The sequence below is a fragment of the Paenibacillus donghaensis genome (assembly GCF_002192415.1).
GTDB classification, from domain to species: Bacteria; Bacillota; Bacilli; order Paenibacillales; family Paenibacillaceae; genus Paenibacillus_AQ; species Paenibacillus_AQ donghaensis.
Genome location: NZ_CP021780.1, coordinates 7363070 through 7381300, shown reverse-complemented (window position 1 = coordinate 7381300; position 18231 = coordinate 7363070). Strand labels below are relative to the sequence as shown.

Here is an 18231-nt window from a genome sequence, read left to right as displayed (position 1 = left end):
AGTCTGAGCAAGTGGATGGACCCATCACCTATACCATGGAGGCATTTATGACTGAGCGATTAACTGAGCTTATCACCCCGCAGGGAAGCTACTCTGTATCGGCTATCCTGTTCGACAAGGATGGGACGCTGCTGCAATTCGTCTCGCTCTGGGGACGCTGGGGCGAGAGCTTCCTCGGCAGCTTCAGCCGGCAGCTGCAGCTGCGGGGCATGGCGGAGATCGGGACAGAGCTGCTGCCTTCCTTGTTAGGGACGGTTCATGGCAGCGATGGGCAGATCACAGATTATGACCGCAATGGCGCACTGGCGATGGGTACGATGGCTGATCTCTATGCCATTCTGGCCTGGCAGGGCTACCTGCGCGGAATGTCCTGGGCCGAAGCCATGGAACTGGTGGAACAGTGCCGCCGGGAAGCCGACGCTCTGATGGAATCGCAGCGGCCGGTGCGGCCGCTGCCCGGGCTTGAGCGCTTTCTTGGCGAATGCGCCAGCCGCGGACTGACGGTGGCTGTAGTAACCGCCGATGAGACCGATGCCGCCGAGAAGCATCTCAGCTGGCTGGGCATCCGCCATTACTTCACCGCCATCATTGGCACAGATCTGGTCGAGCGCGGCAAGCCCTTCCCGGACATGGTTCAGCTGGCCTGTGGCCGGCTTGGCGTTGATCCTTCCCGCGTAGCCGTCATCGGCGACACGAACGGTGATATGCGGATGGCCCGGGCGGCTGGTGCTGCGGCAGCCATCGGGATTACCGGCGATCCGGCTGGCGGGGTGAAACCTCATGTGCTGCAGGATGCAGACGTAATCATACATTCCTATGAAGAGCTGAGCCTCGGCGGAGAACCTGAGCCTCAGCTTGATCAACTCCACAACCTCAAAGGGGGAATTTCACAGATGAGCACACACGTCAACAGGCATACCGGTCAACAACCGATAATCACTTTTCAGATTATTACGGATACCCATGTTACCACCGATGCCAGCCATGAATACAACCTGAACTTCGAGCGGGCGCTGCAGGACATCGCCGCCCACGGCCAAGGCAGCAGCGGCATCATGCACATCGGCGATGTGACCGATCACGGCTTCCCCCAGGAGTATGAGGAGATGGTGCGGATCGTCAACAAGTACAAAGCCAAGCTTCCAGACATCACCTTCACACTTGGCAACCACGATGTCGGCCTTGGGCACTGGGAATCCCGGCTGGCGTTATACGAAGCCGAAACCGGCATGCCCGGCCCCTACCACGATCACTGGATAGACGGCTATCATTTCATCTTCCTGGGCACAGAACAAGGCCTGCCTTCCTTCTGCGACCTCTCCGAGCAGCAGCTCCAGTGGCTGGAGCAGAAGCTGGACGAGCAAGGGCCGGGGGGCGCGGTTGCTGACTGGCAGGATGCGGGAGGTCGGACCGCTGGCGTGGAGGCCGAGGGTGAGAGCGTTATGGCTGGCCGCGTTGCGGAGGTGTCGACTGCTGACGAGCAGGCGGCCGGTGTACGCGTTGCCGATGGGCGGAGTGCTGGCGAGCAGGCGGCCGGTGAACGAGATGCAAGCGAGCGTATGGCAGGTCAGCGGGTCACGAATGAGCAGACAGCGGGTGCCCGTCCCGTATTCCTGTTCCTGCACCAGCCGCTGAAGGATACGGTAGCAGGCTCATTGGAAGCTCAGGAATGGTACGGCGTGACCCAGGACCAGCAGCTGCGGTCCATTCTGGCGAAGTTCCCACAGACCCTGCTCTTCACGGGGCACACCCACTGGGAGCTGGAGGTGGACAATACAATGTTCCCCGGCCACGGCCGGACAGCCACCATGTTTAATGCGTCCTCGGTAGCTTACCTGTGGACCAATGAGGACAAACACAAGACTGGCAGCCAAGGCTATTATGTGGAGGTCTACTCTGACCGGGTTGTTGTCCGGGGCAGGGATTTCATGAATGCCGCCTGGATCGATTCGGCGCAGTATGAGGTGGCGTTGAACCTGGACACCGTGAGTTCCAGCAGCTGAAGCTTCTAACTTTTGATTCGACGATCTAACCTACATGCGATTAACAGTCGCCATACACAGCTACAGGCACTCCCGGGTTGATTCGGGGGTGCCTGTTTGGCTTAATGCTGTACCTTGTCGCTGTAACCGGGAGAGTAGCATGCAACGGAAGAAGACTGTAAAAAGAGGCTGCGTTACTACTCAAATCTCAGCGAGTTAAGTTAGAGAGTTAGGTTACAGAGTTAGGTTACAGAGTTAAGTTACAGAGAGGATTTAGAAGTTTGTCTGGCACGCTTGAAGCAAATAGATGCGAAACTGGTTACTACTTAGGTTCCAGCGAGGATTTAGAGTGCTGTCGTAGAGCTTTCAGAGAATTAGATGCAAAACTGCAACTAAATTCAACCGAAACGTCCATTAGCAGTCGAATAAGTGCAAATCTGCAACTAATTTCGAGTAAATCACTCCTGGAACGCTCAAACGTCCAAAATAGGTGCGTATTCGCACTTATTTCCTCTAAAATGAAAAAAACCGGCTAATTAGATGCGTTTTCGCAACTAATTAATTTTTCGAGCTTCTAGAATTGGGTCTGAGGACCCAATCTACTCATTTCGCATGAGAAACTCCCTATAAGTAACTTATTCGGCTGGAGCGACAGTTGGATCAGAATGGGTTAGCCCGGCGTCCTATATTCAGAAATAAACCGCTGTGCTCAGTCCCTGCCTGACTATATTGAATATGTTAAACACATATACTCTATAACAGCTATGGACAGGAGGAGTTAGGCCAGCGATGAAGGACAACAACACACGTGTGCTGCTCGGCAGCCCGATTCACCAGAAGCCGCATATTCTGCAGCCGTTTCTGGAGTCCCTGCTCCGGTTAGACACGGAGGGGCTTCAGCTTGACTATTTTCTGATCGATGACAATGAAGACGACGCCTCACGCCTGCTGCTGAAGCAGTTCGAGCCTCCGGGCAGCCATATACTGATTCAGCCCTCCGGCTACCGGGATGCCTATATCCGCAATGACACCACCCATTTCTGGAACTCGAATCTGGTCTGGAAAGTAGCCAACTTCAAGAATCTGATGATTCAGCGGGCCGGAACGCTGGAATATGATTATCTTTTCCTGATTGATTCCGACCTCATTCTTCATCCCGATACGTTGAAGCATCTCATCAGCACTGACAAAGATATCATCTCCGAGGTATTCTGGACCCAGTGGCAGCCGGGTACGCTGCACCAGCCCCAGGTATGGATGCATGATGAATACAATCAGTGGGAGCTGCTGCCCGGAGAACAGCTGAAGCCGGAGGAAATTAACCGCCGGTTCCATGAATTCCTGGCCAAGCTTAAAGAACCGGGCATCTACGAGGTTGGCGGCCTGGGCGCCTGCACCCTGATTAGCCGCAAGGCCATCCTCACCGGCGCCAGCTACCATCAAGTCAAGAATATCTCCTACTGGGGAGAAGATCGCCACTTCTGCATCCGCGCCGCCGCGCTTGGAATTCCGCTGTTCGTCGACACCCATTACCCCGCGCTGCACCTGTACAGGGACAGTGATCTGGGGAAGGTGGCCGATTTCATTAAGCAGAACGGCGGCGGGCAGCACGCCAGCGGGCTGTCCGAGCCGTTGCCTCAGTTGAACGCAGCAGCACTGGAATCGGAGCAGCCACAGCTGGCCTCCGAATCTGTAGCTGCTACAGATTCGGCCCAGCCAGAACTCTCCCTGGAAGCTGTGACGGACACAGATGCTGCCCCGTCAGCTCTCACTCCGGACGCTGCAGCCGCTACAGATTCGGCCCAGCCAGAACATGAAGCTGTGGCAGACACCACTCCGGCGCAGCCAAGCCCTGTTCCTGACACAGCCAATGAAATAACCGCCGGCACAGCTTCGGCGCTGACACGCCCCAAGCTGACGCTGACCATGGTCGTCAAGAAAGAGGGCGGCCGCTTCCTGCGCCAGGTGCTGGAGGAGCACCGCAAATACATCGACGCAGCGGTCATTGTCGATGATAGCAGCACCGATGACACAGCAGCAATCTGCCTGGAGGTGCTGGAGGGAATTCCTGTGCAGCTGGTGCGGAACACCCGCTCCAAGTTTAGCAATGAGATTGAGCTGCGCAAGCAGCAGTGGGAGGCGGTTATCGCCACAGAACCGGAATGGATTCTGAATCTGGACAGCGACGAGCTGTTTGAAGCGTCGTTTGCCACGGAGATTGATGACCTGCTGCGCGACCCGCAGGTCGATCTGTTCTGCTTCCGGCTGTATGATTTCTGGAACGACAGCCATTACCGCGAGGATGCCTACTGGCGTTCCCATCTGAGCTACCGGCCGTTTCTGCTCCGCTACAGAGGCGATTTCGATTATGTGTGGTATGAATTGCCGCAGCATTGCGGCCGGCTGCCGGAGAATATTTTTGAGCTGCCCCATCAGTTGAGCAATCTGCGGCTGAAGCATCTTGGCTGGTCGAAGCCGGAATACCGGCTGGAGAAATATTTGCGCTACATGCAGCTTGATCCTGATGGACAATACGGCTGGAAGGAGCAGTATGATTCCATTCTGGACGAATTCCCCCGGCTGGTGGCTTGGGTGGAATAAGGCACAACAAACAGGCTGCACACCGGCTGCCCTGATCCAGGCGGTGTCAGCCTTACATATAATTCCTCTTACCAGCAATGATCCTTAATCCAGCGTCATAACTGTCATTGGACATGCTGCTGTCTTTTTCCTGAATAGCCGGATCAGGACCCCTACGGAAGCTCGGAATGCCCGGAAGTTCCCGGGATATCAATATGTAATAGGGGTAATAGTATACAAACAACCAAGGAGGCATTCAGTTATATGAGCCAAATTATCTGCATTACCGGTGCTTCAAGCGGGATCGGTCTCGCTTCGGCACTAGCCTTCGCCCACGAAGGCTGGACCGTCTACGCCGGCACCCGCCACCTGGAACGCGAACAACAGCAGCATGGGGAAATCAAAGGGCTGCATTGGGTAGAACTGGATGTTACTGACCCAAATGCCGCACAGACAGTAGTCGAACGGATTGAGTGCGAACAGGGCAGACTTGACGTCTTGTTCTGCAATGCAGGCTACGGGTACTTAAGATCGCTTGGTCAGGCGCCGATGGAGGATGTCCGCAAGCTGTTTGATACCAATGTATATGGCGTGATGCATACGATTCAGGCAGCTCTGCCGCTGATGCGGCTCAGCGGGTCGTCACATATTGTAGCCACCTCCAGCGTAGGCGGGCTGGTCGGACAGCCGATGAACGAAATCTACTGCGCCAGCAAGTTCGCGCTGGAAGGGCTATTGGAGAGTATGGCTACCTACTACAAGCCATTGTTCAATATTGACATCACGCTGCTGGAGCCCGGGGCGATTGCTACAGAATTCAACAATACCGTAATGGGGCATGTGGCGAGCACCGGCGGGGTACTGGAGGATGAATACAAACCCATCCTTGATGCGTACAGAGCCACCTTCCTGGAGCGGAACGTTGAACCGCAGACGGCGGAATCCGTAGCAGAGGTGATGCTGGAGCTGGTGCGGATGGAGACCAAGCCGCTGCGCCTGCGCACCTCCGAGCGGGCCGAACAATTTGTGGCCTGCAAGGTGGCCACTGATCCGACCGGCCTTGAAGGCGTGCTCAGCACCCGCAAGCTTCAGCTGAATATGTAAAAAGGCAGCCCCACTGGATGGGGGCTACCCGGGAACCGCTAACGGACGTGCTGTGAGCCGCTGGGTGGAGGGTCGCAGAGAACCGTTGAACGGCGAGCATGCTGCAAGCCGCCATTCAGCGGTTTTTTCGCAGACGTTCCATAGCAACCGCTAAATCCTCGCTGGGATCTAAAAAGTAACCCATTCTACAGATCAATCGGCCGGATGATGTCCATCTACCGAGCAGCCATAGAGGATACTATCAAGGTTGCCGTGGAGACGGCCAGAAATTCCTGCACATTTGCAGGTTTACCTCTTTCACTGCTCACATTACCTCAAATAGCGCAATCTATACTCCTCCGCCAGCATCGACATCAGGATAACATCATGATATTCGTGGTTATAATACAGCGCCTGCCGCCGCACGCCTTCTCTAACAAATCCCACCTTCTCATATACATGGGCCGCACGCGGGTTGTAGGCGAATACCTCCAGCTCGACCCGGTGCAGATTCAGTATGCCAAATCCATAATCCAGCATCAGGAGCAGCGCCTCCTGCCCATAGCCCTTGCCCTGATGTTCCGGCTCATTGATCGCAATCCGCAAATTGGCCGTACGGTTATTGCGGTCCATATCCTGAATGGCGATATCGCCGATGACCTCCCCGTTTGCCCGCAAGGCAATTAACAGCAGCACTGATGTGTCATCCCCCGCTTTGGCCTCAATATACCGGGCGATTTGCTCCTTCGTATAATGTTTCTGTGTACCCGTCAGTCTGCGCGTCTCTTCACTATAAAAGCTTTCGTACATCCACTCCGCATCATCCGCATTCACCGGACGCAGAATCACCCGATCTCCTGTCAATAAAGCCGCTTGTCTACTCATAACTCTTCGCTCCCCTGTTTCTTTGATTGCTCGATCCTAGTTAATGTAAATATTAACACTAGTGCAAACTCCCGGGGAGTCCCAAATTTCCAATTATAGAACGTGAACTTAAGAATGTTACATACGGAGTTGCCAGGGAAGCCCTATGCATCAGGCTTTCTGGCAACCTCACTACTCCATTCTTAAGTTCATCTTATATAATTAGAGAATTCCCCCGAATGGTCTAGGGCATGTTACTCATGTGAACATATTCACATAATTTGGGATAAAATCAGAATGGGTCACGCCGATCCTCTCATTTGGTCGGCGTCTTTTTTAGGCCAAACCTTTTCTTCAGCAGATGAATTGTAACCACGAGTAACAGAGGAATTGTAAATCCGGTCAACTTCCAAATGGGAAGGACTACCGAGATGTGCTCGGTCAATTTTGTTTCGCTTCTTTGTAAAATAAAAGCACATATCATATTGATAAAAGCCAGAGGAAGTATAAACACTTTCTCATCCTTTAACTTACATATACGTACAATGAATTGATTTAATATGAAGAGTGTAATGCAAGCTTTCATGTAGGAACTTACGATTAAAGCTATCCCAACAATGAATTCTACCCGCTGAATAATAGGTTGTACATTAATTATTCGTGCAACCTCTACCATCGAATATTTTCTTTCCCCGGCTAAGGGTCCGAAAACAAGAATGGTTGATATCGTGACCGCAATCAATGTGATAACACTAATAACAAACGCAATAATCAGTTTTTTATGTAAACCCCGGGTCGGCCGACGAACAAAAGGAAGGAGAAGGGCAAGCAAGACCGGTTCTGCGTGGGTGAAACCATATGAAAGGTAGGCGCCATGTAATACAGGTTTGATTCCGTCAGGAAGAATAGGTAAAAGAAATTCGCTGTGATAATTAGGAAAGGACAACAACATAGTCAAGATGATGAACAGCAGCACGACGAAGATTAAAATGGTAAACATTCTACTCATGACTTCAATCCCTGCACGTACAGTTATGGCCACTGTGGTGAAGATAAACATATCGAATATGTATTGGGGAGTTTGCCTCATTAAAGAACTGTTAACATATTTACCTACTTCATGTACGATATCAGTACTCATTTCAAACAAGAGCGAAATAAACGGGATAGCAATAACAATGGCGGGCCATCTTCCCAAAACAGCTTGGCTATATTCACTAAAAGATCGTCCGGGATATTCCTTATCCAAGTAAAGGACAAGCAGCAATTGAATCATGGCAAACGCGCCGGAGAGCAGCAGAGATATCCACACACCGTTATGGGCGAATCCAATTAACGGACCGGGAAGGTTTACAATAACTGAGCCAGTCAAATAAACAAAAAACAATACGATCAATTGTTCTTGACTTATGATTTGCTTATTCATAAAGATTATTCTGCTCCTTTTCTAAGAATTTTTGTCTAAATACTCGACAATTCTATGACCCAAATCTTTATACAGCCATGATGCAATGTCATGAAGAATCGGCATTCCAAATTCCCCAACATACTCAATACCAAGATAAATAGAGACAATAACGGTCACTCCATATGTGATTTTGTCGCGCAGCATCATTTTCTTTGTTTTGGCAAGATTATAGAACGTCATTAACAAATAACCCGAAATCACAACAATCATTTTTTCAGCCATCCGTTAGTGCTCCTTCGCTACTTGTCCATAGAAAGCGGTTTTGGTATTGCAGTTCCGCTATTCTTTATTTCAACTTTTACTTTAATGTCGATTTGAGTATCAGCGAAACGCTCTCCCCAATTCCTCTTCCACCTTTTCCATTGGGCTGGATCTTTACGATAAATCCGGTCTCCTAATCCAATCAGGTCTAATTTCTTTTGTTTCATTTGGTCCAAAGTTTTTCTTAAAGATTGTTCAACTGTCCGAGCTGCAGTTTCAGCAAATTCTTTTTCATCTTCCGGAGTTTTTAATTTCGTGCACCTCATCTCTCCAATAGCTGCTGAAAACTGAACGAATACTTGAAGTTTGACTGCTTCACCTTCAATTCGCGGTTTTAGTTTGGAATGGAAAGATAATACTTCCAGGGAATTGTCGCTTGCATCGCTCGAATCGCTTTGAGTTTCGCACGGAACGCGGATAATTCCACCCTTATACTTATTAAGCAACATATGTATCATTCGCGAATCTTGAGAAGAAACGGTCCCCTTCCATTTTCCATTTTTTAAGACTGCCATTCCGTTAGCCACCAGCTCTTCTTCTTTTTCTCCGCTTTTTGTGATGTAAGGAACTAACGAAATCCCTGTCTGGCTGCGAAGACCGAGGAAAAGATCAAGTAAAGAAGTGTCGGTCGTTTTGTAATTGTGCCGATCGGAAAATTTTGTAATTTGCAATAACTGTTGACTTATTGTTTTTTCGATTAAAGGCTTCATTTCCAAATATTGCGACGCTTTCCCGTGGGCAATAAAAAACGAAGAACTAAGTCTAGCCTCATGACCCCGATAAAAGAGATCCAAAACCTCACCGACAGGATAAGTTTGTACTAACTGATCTTCAACAATGATAGCCTGCAAATGGCTCCATTGTGCTTTGCGTCCTGTATGAAGGATAATATCCCGAATCCCATCAAACATCGTTTTACCCTTAGTATGCACATTGATATAGGAAATATCTCCGCCTTGCTTTCCTTGTGAACCGCCGGAATGTACCGGCTTGTATACTTGCACAGTAAGATCAACCATTCCTTTATCGGCTTTGTCGATGGCAAGTCCTAAGATAAAGGACCGATCCGTAAGTTCTGTCTTGTCCCAGCAACCTGGCAACAATAGAACGCAGACCATCAGACAGCCGGCAAATGCGATTTTTCGCATAATTGAGCCTTCTTTCAAAGAAATTGCCTTTTATTTTTTAGATCCGAATAGCTTATTGCGTGGTGAACGCAGTAAAATTTTGAACGGGGCACGAAGGAGTGTATCCAATAATTGTTTAGGTTGAAGAGGCGCTAGAGGGTTTAGATAGGGCTGCCCAAGGGATCTGAGACTCGTTAAATGTAGCAAGATCCAGAGAAAACCTATCATCAGACCGAATCCGCCCAGGAATGTGCTTAAAATCATGAGCGGAATCTTTATAATTCTTATAGCGGTAGCCATGTTGTATTGAGGAATGGCAAAAGAAGCAATTCCGGTTAATGCAACGACCACGACCATCGTTGGAGAGGCAATACCTGCAGATATGGCTGCTTCACCAATAACGAGAGCGCCAACAATACTTATAGTGGCACCAATCTGTCTTGGCAATCGCGCTCCGGCTTCCCGAAGAAGTTCAAAGAAAAATTCCATGATGGCGGCTTCATAAAATGCAGGGAAAGGAATTCCCTCACGCGCATTCATGATGGCAAGTAAAAGGACGGTAGGAATCAATTCCGGATGAAAAGTCGTTAAAGCAATATATATGCTAGGCAAAGTTAAAGCAATAAAAAATGCAAATATCCTCATTAGGCGAATCAGGGAAGCAATCATACTTCTTTGGTAATAGTCTTCCGAGGATTGATGCATTTCTGTAAAAAGTCCCGGACATATTAAAATCGAACCTGTACCTTCGACGAGCACGATGATTTTACCATCCAACAAAGCGGCAGTAGCGGTATCCGGCCGTTCTGTATAGCGGTATTGAGGGAATGGAGAATAAGTCGAATCCTCAATCCACTCTTCAACAAAAGAGGTATCAAGAACATTAACTTGCTTCATTCCAGAAATTCGCTTTTTTAACTCAGCTAAGACTTCCAAGTTAACTACATTTATCAAATAAGCGATATTGACTTCAGTTTTGGTATCTACCCCAAGCGTAAACTTTTCTAATTTAAAATTAGGCGTTTTTAGCCGCTGTCGTAACATACCGATATTCTTTTGTAAATTCTCAACTGTACTCTCACGCGGACCATGAACTACGGATTCCGCACCCGGTTCGGTCACTTGCCTAGTTATTAGTGAAGCAACTTTGTAAGACAAAGCTTGCTCCCAACCATTGAAGAAGATAACAAGATGCCCTGTAACAATATCATCACTTGCTTCTTTTAGATCGTTTACAAGCTTGGCAGATTGCGAGGAAACACCGTGGTTGCTGAAAAAGCGAATTACGTCTTCAGGAATGACAGTAATTGCAGGGCCTACTTCGTGGGGGACAAGGTCCTGAAGCGAGGCTTTCATATAATTTAATGTTTTATTTTCAAATAACGAATCGAAATAAACGGAGAATGCTGTGTGTCGGAGCTCCGGTCCAAAGTGCCACTGAAAAACGGATAAATCATCGCAGTATTCAAAACGCGTTTCGAGCCACTTTAAATTAGACTCCAATAGGGGTGAAATCGGTTGGGTATCCATTTCTGAACGGGTATCGGCAAAGCTCGTTTGATTCATGTGGTTAACCTCCGGAAGTAAGAACTTTGCTTTAATTATCTTCAACTCAAAAAAGCTTTATTCATGCGTTTCGAAGTTATTTTTGATTTGAACCTTTTCTTCGCTGAATGATCGACAAAAGAACACCGCACATTTCGACACAATCTTCCAAAGAATAAAATGCAAAGACGCTCCGGTTAAACCGAGAGCGTCTTTTTATGGAAGCTGAACCTTAAAATTCTGTAATGTGCCAAGTCCAATACCCTATATTTTTACATTAATATCTAAAATATTACATAAGGAGGCGAATCCAACATGGACAGTCCGGTACCGATCCGAATTCGCATTGAAAGAGCACGATATAAGCTTCACCAAATGCAGATGCAGTATGGCAGCTTCAATCATCCCAAGGTACTTCGGCAATCTGTAGCGTTGGATGAGCTGCTGAACCAATATAATCTCTCTTACCAACAAGAAAGGCACACTGGGGACAGGCTGCGCACAATCTGATAGAGAGAAGCCGAATCCATGAGAGGAGTCTTAGAGTATCTGTCTATGATTCCTCGTATGGCTTAATACAAAGTCCGCCACAAATAAAATGTGGCATAGGCTTCCCAGCCCCGCCAGCCCACAGACAGCCCGACAAGCTCTGCCGGAGTTGGCTTTTTGTCCATTCCCGTCAGTACCTTCACGGCATTTTGCAGCCCTACATCCCCTACCGGAAAAGAAGAGGGGTCGCGCAGGCATCTCATCCGCACATACTGTGCCGTCCAGGGCCCAATCCCGCGAATGGCCACAAGCTCCTTCTCCGCAGCTTCAGGTGACGGCATGTCCAGCAGGGCCTCCCGGCTCAGCTCACCGCGGGCCAGCAAAGCGGCAACCTCAAGAATCGTGCGGGCTTTGCTGCGGGTCAGCTGAAGCGCGCATAGCTCCTCTACAGATACGCCCAGCAAATCTTCCGGACGGGCAAAACAATAATACGTATGCCCCTCCCATTCCATAGACCTTCCGTATTCCGCCGTGAGCCGCTGCTTAAGCCGGTAAGCAAACGCCAGGTTGACCTGCTGTCCCAGAATCGCCCAGCATAACGCTTCAAACAGGTCCGGTATCCCTACAATCCGCAAACCATGGAAGCGAACGGCGAGTGGCCCCAGCAACGGATCTGCGGCTGCCAAGGTATAAAAGGGCGTAAGATCACGGTCCAGATCAAACCATTCCGTGATATAACGGGCCAGCCGCTCCTGCTCCTCTATTCCGGGCACGCTGCCATGCAGCAGTCTGGCCTGTATGAAGCTGCCGTCCCTCATGGTCAACTTAATTAGCAGCGGCCCGCTGCCCAGCTCGAACAGCCGAGTAACCCCAGTGCTATCCGCCCGGTACAGGCATTCCAGCGCGGAACGTTCCATGTATTCCAGACAGGTGGCGTAGTCGAACAGTTCCGGCAGCAGCAGCTCAAAAAGCAAATCGTTCATGTCCGGCTGTCCCCACATGATGTATCCCCTCCAGCTGTAGTAGTTCCTGCTTCAGCACAAGTCCGCCCCGGTAACCGGTCAGGGTGCCATTGGCCCCGATGATCCGGTGGCAGGGCAGAATGACCGGCAGCGGATTCTGCCCGTTAGCTGCGCCTACGGCACGAACCGCCTGCGGTCTGCCGATTCGCTCGGCCAGCTGCTTGTAGGTAGCTACCTGCCCGTGGGCAATTCCGGCGAGGCCTGTCCAGACTTCCTGCTGAAAGGCCGTTCCCCACAGGTCCAGCGGAAGACTCGTGAAGCTGATCGGCTGGCCCGCGAAATAATTCTCCAGCAGCTGAATCACCCCCAGTTCGGTAAATACCTCCCTGTCCTCCACGAATTGGTGCGGACCGGCATAGCGGCTGAGCCAGGCCTGCGAGATCCGCTCCTCATCGTGGTAGAAGGACAGGCGCACCAATCCCTTGTCGGTGGCCCATAAGGTCCAGGACCGCTCGCCCAGCATCAGCTGATGGCGGTAGATCGTTGTTCGTTCACGTTGATTCATGGTCAAGTCCTCCTCTGATTTGCTTGCGGAATTCCGTCGGGGACACCCCCGTCTTGCGTGCGAACCAGGCCGCGAAATGCGACGCTCCGCGGAAGCCTGCCGCTTGGCCGATCTCGGCAATGGGCTGCTCTGTCTCCATAAGCTGCTGCCGCACCTTAGTCAGCCGCACCTCGTCCAGCTTGGCAGCCGGTGAGCGCCCTGTCACACGCGTGTAGGTCCGCTGCAGGTGGAACGGGCTGACCTTCAGTGGCGCAGCCAGGTCGGCCAGCGTTAGCCGCTCCGCATAACGCGCTTCCAGCAGCGCATCCGCCTGGGCTGCCAGCACCGCATCAGGACGCAGCTTCCCGCCCTCCTCCGGTCTGCAGCGCTTGCAGGGCCGGAAGCCTGCGCTTACCGCTTCCTCCAGTGAAGGATAGAATCTCACATTCACTGCCTTGGGCGTGCGCGCCCGGCAGGAGGGGCGGCAGACAATCCCCGTCGTCAGCACCCCTGTATAGAACACCCCGTCATACAGCGGATCATGCCGCACAACCGTTTCATATATTTGATCGAACAAGGCTTGTTCCATGGCTAATCACCTCATACCGCCAGTATATCCGATTGTCCGGGCCGTTTGCAGCTTATGGCAATAGGAGCGCAAGATTACGACAGCAGCTACATGTATTTCTCCAGCAGCCCGGCCAGCAGCTCTTTCAGCTTCTCCACCAGCTCCGGCGGCTTCTGCACAGTCACTCCCTTCCCCAGTCCGATGATGAATCCGGCAAAAAAGTCCAGCTCGCTCCCAGAGATTGTCCCTTCCAGCCAGCCTGTCCGGTCCTCGCGTACCTGTAGGAGAGACGAAGACCAGATTTCCCCTTCGCAGCGGTGAACGCCTTCCTTGTCCAGCTCCACATGCAGCATCAGAAGATGCGGGTCAAGCGCCTGTTCTTGCTTCATGAAAGATTCCTTGTTCCCCAGATGCACATGCCGCAGATTCAGCGGTGAAATGCCTGTAACCTCGGCAGCAGCCGCATGGATTCTGTCACAGCGGAAGATTCGTATTCCGCCACGGACGAAACAATGGGCAGGGCAATACCACAGGCCGTTGCTGGCATAAATCCCTATCGGCTGTATGGCTCTCTCCGTCCGGACACCCCTGGATTCATAATCGATATGAATTACGGTTTGCTGAATAGCTGCTTCCAGCAGGAGGGATAAATAAGGGAATCCCGCTTCTCTTGCCGGGGTCAGGAAATCAATCCGGTTCTTCATCTCATCGATACGGTCACGAACCTCTCCCGACATATAGTTATAGAATTTCTGCAGGGCTGCAGCAGCTTCTGTTTTAAAGGGCAGAGAGGTATAGTGACGCAGCGCATGGCTGGCAAAAAAAATCGCTACCGCCTCTTCCTCTGTAAAGGCAATCGGGGGCAATATCCGCTCTTTCAGCACCTGATACCCGCCATGCGGACCCACTTCCGAATACAAGGGTACGCCCAACTCACCCAGCTCCTGCAAATCTCTCAGGATTGTCCTGGAGGATACATTAAATTCGGCAGCAAGCTCTTTGACGGTAAATTTACGCTTGCGGTTAACCGTCATCATCAGCTCCAGCAGCCGTTTAGCCTTGGACATCATAATAGCCTCCTATTTAATTCGCTAACCATGACAATAGTTGTCACCATTATAAGCTAGAATAAACACAAGACCAACAGCACTATCCATATACCGATAAGGAGAGATCAACAATGACAACAAAAATGATTCCCTACATTACACTCGACGGACAGGCTGAGGCGGCGATAAGCTTCTATCAACAGGTATTTGAAGCCCAATTACTGTTCAAGCAGACCTTTGGGGAAGGCCCGGCAGACCCTGCCCACCCGATGGATGAAGCTACCGGACAGCGGATCGCCCACTCGCTGCTGAAGATTGGAGCCAGCGAGCTGTATATCGCCGATTCCGAGCCGGGACAGCCGCTTCAGAGCGGCAATATACTGACGATCTGCCTCACAACCGATGATGCCGGGACAGCCGCTGCCTTCTTTCATGCGCTAGAGGAGGGAGGACATGTGCTGCACCCGCTGGTACAAACCTATTTCAGCCCGGCTTACGGCATGGTTACCGATAAGTATGGCGTGACCTTTCAGATATTTACAAGAAAATGACAAATTACTCTATTCCAATCAAGTGGAAACGGCTTCGCCGTCCTTTTATAGGACGGGGCGTTTCAGCGAGAAAGAGAAGGATAATTTATGGCGTGCAGCATATAGTTAGCGATTCGGCTGAATTTAGTTGCAGTTTCGGTTACTACTTAGGTTCCCTAGCCCTCTTCGCTCGTAACCCTCGCTTCGATTTCAGACGGTTGCGGACTCAGGAGCCTCTATTTGCTGTACATAGGCCGTTTTGCAGGATTAACGGACTCAGGAGCCTCTATACCATAGAACAACCTTGGGTTAGGTCTTGTTTTGACGACTTAGGGGCTATACGGTCCGTAAGACGTCAAAAGATCGCAGATAGGAGGAAATAGGGGCTATACGGTCCGCTAGAATGCAGGTTACCTAGTTCAAGGGCTTGGAGTCTCGCGGGGTCCTAAGTAGTAACCAGTTTCGCATCTATTTGCTCCAAACGTTCCAGGTAACATTCTATATGCTCACTGGGATCTAAGTAGGTACACACATTTAACCTACAACAGCCCACCATCATTCACTTTACAAGTAACGCTCCCGCCGAAATCCCTGCGATTGTACATCTTTTTTCTGCAATCTTGGGCGCGGGGAACAGAATACCTGCATTTGTACATCTTTTCAGCACCCCAAGTGACATTTAAGCTGTATTTGCCCGAAAAGCCTGCACAATTGCAGGCTTTCTCTCTGAGCAGGTTACTCGCAGTTCAAAAAACTGTATATTTGCAGGTTTCGCTTCAAACTCCCTGCCCGCACTCCCACCCTTCTGGAAATCAGCACCAACCATCAGCACCACAAACAAGTAGAAACGGCTTCGCCGTCCTCTGCAAGAGGCGGCATCCGTTTCTGCGAGAAATATAAGGCTAATTCATTGCGCGAAGCATATACATTCTTATCTTTCAAAAAAGACCGCTCCGGCGCCGCTACAGCAGCAACCGGGACGGTCTTCAATGTTCTTATTACCGTTGTTAGCAGAGGTTAAACAACAGCTTTTTGGGGTGTGGAGACATCTATCTTGGTATCCGCAGCTGGCGGATTCTTTTTTCTCATGTAATCGGAGTAGTATGCCGTGATGATTGGCACCAGAATGGAAGTCACGATTACGGAGGCTGCTACCAATGCGGTAGCGGCTTCAGCGGCCGGCAGGAATTCCGGCTTCATGTTGGCCACCAGCATAGGATTGGCTACGGCTGCACCGGCTGTACTCGAAGCGGCAAGTCCGGCAGTCCCGTTTCCGCGGCCAATGAATTTGTCGGCCAGGATCAGCGGTACACCTGTGATAATAATAACGAACACACCCAGCAGAATACCCAACATACCTGTATCTACGATAACACCAAGGTCGATGGAGCTACCCAGCGCAAATCCGAAGAATGGAATCAACGTTTGTGTGGCTTTGCCGAAATAAGCACGCAGATCATGGTCGACGTTACCCAGAATGAAGCCAATCAGGAACGGAAGCACAGCACCAACGAACAGATGCGGTTCAAACACGGCAACACCGGTACTGCCCAGAATCAGCATCGTTACAAGTGGTCCGGACTCCAGAGACATCAGTACGAATGCCCCGGACTCTTCTTTGGTGCCATATTGCTGCATAATGGAAGCATACAGACCGCCGTTGGTCATATCCATGGCCGAAATGATGGCAAGCACGGACAAGCCAGCGAAGAATCCGCTCTTAACACCGCCCTCAGGCATGAACTGAATCGCAATCATCGCAACCACCCAGGCTACGGCGATTTTAGTCAGCACCAGTGTTCCCGATTTGCGCAGGACCGTTCCTGTTGCTCTTACATCAATAGCCGCTCCCATGCAGAAGAACCATACAGCCAGAATCGGCACGGTGCCTGTCATCAGGCCTTTGGTGAATCCGCCGAAATATTCTCCGGCACCAGGGAAAGCGGTGTGAATAATTGCCCCCAGGAATAAAGGAACCAGCATCATGCCGCCGGGAATCCGGTCTAGCGTTTTTTTAATTTTCATAAGTGTGTATCCTACCTCTCTTAACGTAATTAAGTCATTATTGCGGGTTCAACCCTCTCAAATCTTCTAAAAATAGGCGCAGGAAATCAGTCCCGGGGATATCCGCTCTCACCACATTCCTTCCTGGTGCCTGCGCTCCCGTGGGAAATTTGTCCTGACGACGCTTTCATCTTACTTACGGCTCAGCCCCAGCTCCGGAATCATCTTGGCGAACAAGTCATGACTCTCCTGTAGCTGCTGTCCGAATGCCTTGCCGTTCTTGACCTGCAGCTGCAATCCGTTCAATTGCATATAATTCTTGAATTCCTTGTCCTCTGTCCCTTTGATAAAAGCACTCGCCAACAGTTCTGCAATTTCATCCGGCGTGTCCTTCGGGACTGCGAGCCCTCTCCATGTGCTGGTAAAGTTCACGTGAATCCCGGTCTCTTCTTCCAGTGTAGGGACACCGGGCAGCGCTTCGGAGCGCTTGTCGGCATTAACTGCCAGGGTGCGCAGCTTGCCTTCATCCACATACTTCTTCACCTCAGCCGGACTCACAGGCACCGCATCGACAAAACCGTCCATCAGGGCAGAAACCGCAGGTCCCGCTCCTTCAAAAGGAATATGTGCAAACTTCACACCTGTTTCCCGTTCCAACGTCACAGCAGCTAAATGCCAAATGCTTCCCGTTCCTGCGTTTCCCATTTTCAGTTCACCTGGATGCGCTTTCGCAAAGTCGAGAAATTCATTCACGGTCTTGAATGGCGCTTCGGCTCTCACGGTAATGGCGGAAGGATCAAAATTCGTTTGGGCGATAGGCTTGAACTTCTCATAGGTAATCGGAAGCAACCCGAGATGCGGAAGAATGGTCAGCTCTGCCGGGAGAAAAGTAACGGTGTAGCCATCTCCCTTGGCGTTCGCCCCTTCCATCAATCCAACGGAACTACCGCCGCCCGTCCGGTTAACTACTATAATGGGTTCTCTCAGAACTTTCTCCGTGGCCTGGGCCAATGCTCTCGCTGTTAAATCTGTTCCGCCTCCTGCTGCATACGGCACAATCAATGTAATCGGCTTCTTGGGAAAATCAGCGCTTTCATCAATCCGGCTGTGTTCTCCGGCCATTCGGTATCCCGCCCAAATCAATAGTAGAACCATGAGGCCTGATGTAATCCAGA

General features: G+C 50.7%; 16 protein-coding genes. 5 read left to right on the top strand and 11 right to left on the bottom strand.

All coding sequences use genetic code 11. From position 1 onward, the window contains the following. The first annotated feature begins 47 nt into the window (after positions 1 to 47). From B9T62_RS41040 to B9T62_RS33435, 3 genes are all read left to right on the top strand, one after another. Positions 48 to 2003: an HAD-IA family hydrolase gene (locus B9T62_RS41040; protein WP_245864200.1), complete on the top strand. Its 1956-nt coding sequence runs from the start codon at positions 48 to 50 to the stop codon at positions 2001 to 2003. Between the two features lie 768 nt (positions 2004 to 2771). Then, positions 2772 to 4583, top strand: coding sequence for a glycosyltransferase family 2 protein (locus B9T62_RS33440; RefSeq protein ID WP_157794110.1), 1812 nt, complete (start codon positions 2772 to 2774; stop codon positions 4581 to 4583). 243 nt (positions 4584 to 4826) lie between these two features. Further along, the gene (locus B9T62_RS33435; protein ID WP_087919194.1) at positions 4827 to 5666 is read left to right on the top strand and encodes an SDR family oxidoreductase; all 840 of its coding nucleotides are present in this window, start codon (positions 4827 to 4829) and stop codon (positions 5664 to 5666) included. Between the two features lie 309 nt (positions 5667 to 5975). Here B9T62_RS33435 and B9T62_RS33430 read toward each other — a convergent pair whose 3' ends face one another. From B9T62_RS33430 to B9T62_RS33410, 5 genes are all read right to left on the bottom strand, one after another. Further along, the gene (locus B9T62_RS33430; protein WP_087919193.1) at positions 5976 to 6530 is read right to left on the bottom strand and encodes a GNAT family N-acetyltransferase; all 555 of its coding nucleotides are present in this window, start codon (positions 6528 to 6530) and stop codon (positions 5976 to 5978) included. A gap of 295 nt (positions 6531 to 6825) precedes the next feature. Then, entirely contained in the window at positions 6826 to 7935 is a 1110-nt protein-coding gene (locus tag B9T62_RS33425) for a GerAB/ArcD/ProY family transporter (protein ID WP_087919192.1), read from the bottom strand. Between the two features lie 21 nt (positions 7936 to 7956). Further along, positions 7957 to 8199: a hypothetical protein gene (locus tag B9T62_RS33420; RefSeq protein WP_087919191.1), complete on the bottom strand. Its 243-nt coding sequence runs from the start codon at positions 8197 to 8199 to the stop codon at positions 7957 to 7959. A 17-nt stretch (positions 8200 to 8216) separates the two neighbouring features. Next, the gene (locus B9T62_RS33415; protein ID WP_087919190.1) at positions 8217 to 9386 is read right to left on the bottom strand and encodes a Ger(x)C family spore germination protein; all 1170 of its coding nucleotides are present in this window, start codon (positions 9384 to 9386) and stop codon (positions 8217 to 8219) included. 30 nt (positions 9387 to 9416) lie between these two features. Further along, on the bottom strand, positions 9417 to 10931 hold the full coding sequence (locus tag B9T62_RS33410) for a spore germination protein (protein WP_087919189.1): 1515 nt from the start codon (positions 10929 to 10931) through the stop codon (positions 9417 to 9419). Positions 10932 to 11225: 294 nt separating this feature from the next. Between B9T62_RS33410 and B9T62_RS33405 the strand changes: the two genes are divergently transcribed. Continuing rightward, a complete protein-coding gene (locus tag B9T62_RS33405; RefSeq protein WP_087919188.1) occupies positions 11226 to 11420 on the top strand; it encodes an aspartyl-phosphate phosphatase Spo0E family protein in 195 nt (64 codons plus the stop codon). A gap of 62 nt (positions 11421 to 11482) precedes the next feature. On the opposite strand, the gene B9T62_RS33400 is transcribed toward B9T62_RS33405, so the two are convergent. From B9T62_RS33400 to B9T62_RS33385, 4 genes are all read right to left on the bottom strand, one after another. Beyond that, positions 11483 to 12400 carry a DNA-3-methyladenine glycosylase family protein gene (locus tag B9T62_RS33400; protein WP_245864198.1) on the bottom strand — a complete coding sequence of 306 codons (918 nt, stop codon included), beginning with the start codon at positions 12398 to 12400 and terminating at the stop codon, positions 11483 to 11485. Continuing rightward, positions 12363 to 12926 (bottom strand): methylated-DNA--[protein]-cysteine S-methyltransferase, encoded by a 564-nt coding sequence (locus B9T62_RS33395; RefSeq protein ID WP_087919187.1) that lies wholly within the window; start codon positions 12924 to 12926, stop codon positions 12363 to 12365. The genes B9T62_RS33400 and B9T62_RS33395 overlap by 38 nt, the downstream gene beginning before the upstream one ends. Then, positions 12913 to 13494, bottom strand: coding sequence for a bifunctional transcriptional activator/DNA repair enzyme AdaA (locus B9T62_RS33390; protein WP_087919186.1), 582 nt, complete (start codon positions 13492 to 13494; stop codon positions 12913 to 12915). The genes B9T62_RS33395 and B9T62_RS33390 overlap by 14 nt, the downstream gene beginning before the upstream one ends. 86 nt (positions 13495 to 13580) lie before the next feature. Further along, positions 13581 to 14540 carry a helix-turn-helix transcriptional regulator gene (locus tag B9T62_RS33385; protein WP_087919185.1) on the bottom strand — a complete coding sequence of 320 codons (960 nt, stop codon included), beginning with the start codon at positions 14538 to 14540 and terminating at the stop codon, positions 13581 to 13583. Positions 14541 to 14653: 113 nt separating this feature from the next. On the opposite strand from B9T62_RS33385, the gene B9T62_RS33380 reads away from it, so the two are divergent. Beyond that, the gene (locus tag B9T62_RS33380) at positions 14654 to 15073 is read left to right on the top strand and encodes a VOC family protein (RefSeq protein WP_087919184.1); all 420 of its coding nucleotides are present in this window, start codon (positions 14654 to 14656) and stop codon (positions 15071 to 15073) included. Between the two features lie 996 nt (positions 15074 to 16069). On the opposite strand, the gene kdgT is transcribed toward B9T62_RS33380, so the two are convergent. Together kdgT and B9T62_RS33370 are read right to left on the bottom strand one after the other, a co-directional pair. Beyond that, the gene (gene kdgT, locus B9T62_RS33375) at positions 16070 to 17077 is read right to left on the bottom strand and encodes a 2-keto-3-deoxygluconate transporter (protein ID WP_087919183.1); all 1008 of its coding nucleotides are present in this window, start codon (positions 17075 to 17077) and stop codon (positions 16070 to 16072) included. A 171-nt stretch (positions 17078 to 17248) separates the two neighbouring features. Further along, positions 17249 to 18211: a tripartite tricarboxylate transporter substrate binding protein gene (locus B9T62_RS33370; protein ID WP_425436716.1), complete on the bottom strand. Its 963-nt coding sequence runs from the start codon at positions 18209 to 18211 to the stop codon at positions 17249 to 17251. Positions 18212 to 18231: the final 20 nt, after the last annotated feature.

Excerpts from the sequence above, each read along its gene's own strand:
- B9T62_RS33395 (WP_087919187.1), bottom strand. The coding sequence starts at position 12,926 with ATGAATCAACGTGAACGAACAACGATCTACCGCCATCAGCTGATGCTG.
- B9T62_RS33415 (WP_087919190.1), bottom strand. The coding sequence starts at position 9,386 with ATGCGAAAAATCGCATTTGCCGGCTGTCTGATGGTCTGCGTTCTATTG.
- B9T62_RS33385 (WP_087919185.1), bottom strand. The coding sequence starts at position 14,540 with ATGTCCAAGGCTAAACGGCTGCTGGAGCTGATGATGACGGTTAACCGC.
- B9T62_RS33410 (WP_087919189.1), bottom strand. The coding sequence starts at position 10,931 with ATGAATCAAACGAGCTTTGCCGATACCCGTTCAGAAATGGATACCCAA.
- B9T62_RS33380 (WP_087919184.1), top strand. The coding sequence starts at position 14,654 with ATGACAACAAAAATGATTCCCTACATTACACTCGACGGACAGGCTGAG.
- B9T62_RS33370 (WP_425436716.1), bottom strand. The coding sequence starts at position 18,211 with ATGGTTCTACTATTGATTTGGGCGGGATACCGAATGGCCGGAGAACAC.
- kdgT (WP_087919183.1), bottom strand. The coding sequence starts at position 17,077 with ATGAAAATTAAAAAAACGCTAGACCGGATTCCCGGCGGCATGATGCTG.
- B9T62_RS33430 (WP_087919193.1), bottom strand. The coding sequence starts at position 6,530 with ATGAGTAGACAAGCGGCTTTATTGACAGGAGATCGGGTGATTCTGCGT.
- B9T62_RS33405 (WP_087919188.1), top strand. The coding sequence starts at position 11,226 with ATGGACAGTCCGGTACCGATCCGAATTCGCATTGAAAGAGCACGATAT.
- B9T62_RS33425 (WP_087919192.1), bottom strand. The coding sequence starts at position 7,935 with ATGAATAAGCAAATCATAAGTCAAGAACAATTGATCGTATTGTTTTTT.
- B9T62_RS33420 (WP_087919191.1), bottom strand. The coding sequence starts at position 8,199 with ATGGCTGAAAAAATGATTGTTGTGATTTCGGGTTATTTGTTAATGACG.
- B9T62_RS33440 (WP_157794110.1), top strand. The coding sequence starts at position 2,772 with ATGAAGGACAACAACACACGTGTGCTGCTCGGCAGCCCGATTCACCAG.
- B9T62_RS33400 (WP_245864198.1), bottom strand. The coding sequence starts at position 12,400 with ATGTGGGGACAGCCGGACATGAACGATTTGCTTTTTGAGCTGCTGCTG.
- B9T62_RS41040 (WP_245864200.1), top strand. The coding sequence starts at position 48 with ATGACTGAGCGATTAACTGAGCTTATCACCCCGCAGGGAAGCTACTCT.
- B9T62_RS33435 (WP_087919194.1), top strand. The coding sequence starts at position 4,827 with ATGAGCCAAATTATCTGCATTACCGGTGCTTCAAGCGGGATCGGTCTC.
- B9T62_RS33390 (WP_087919186.1), bottom strand. The coding sequence starts at position 13,494 with ATGGAACAAGCCTTGTTCGATCAAATATATGAAACGGTTGTGCGGCAT.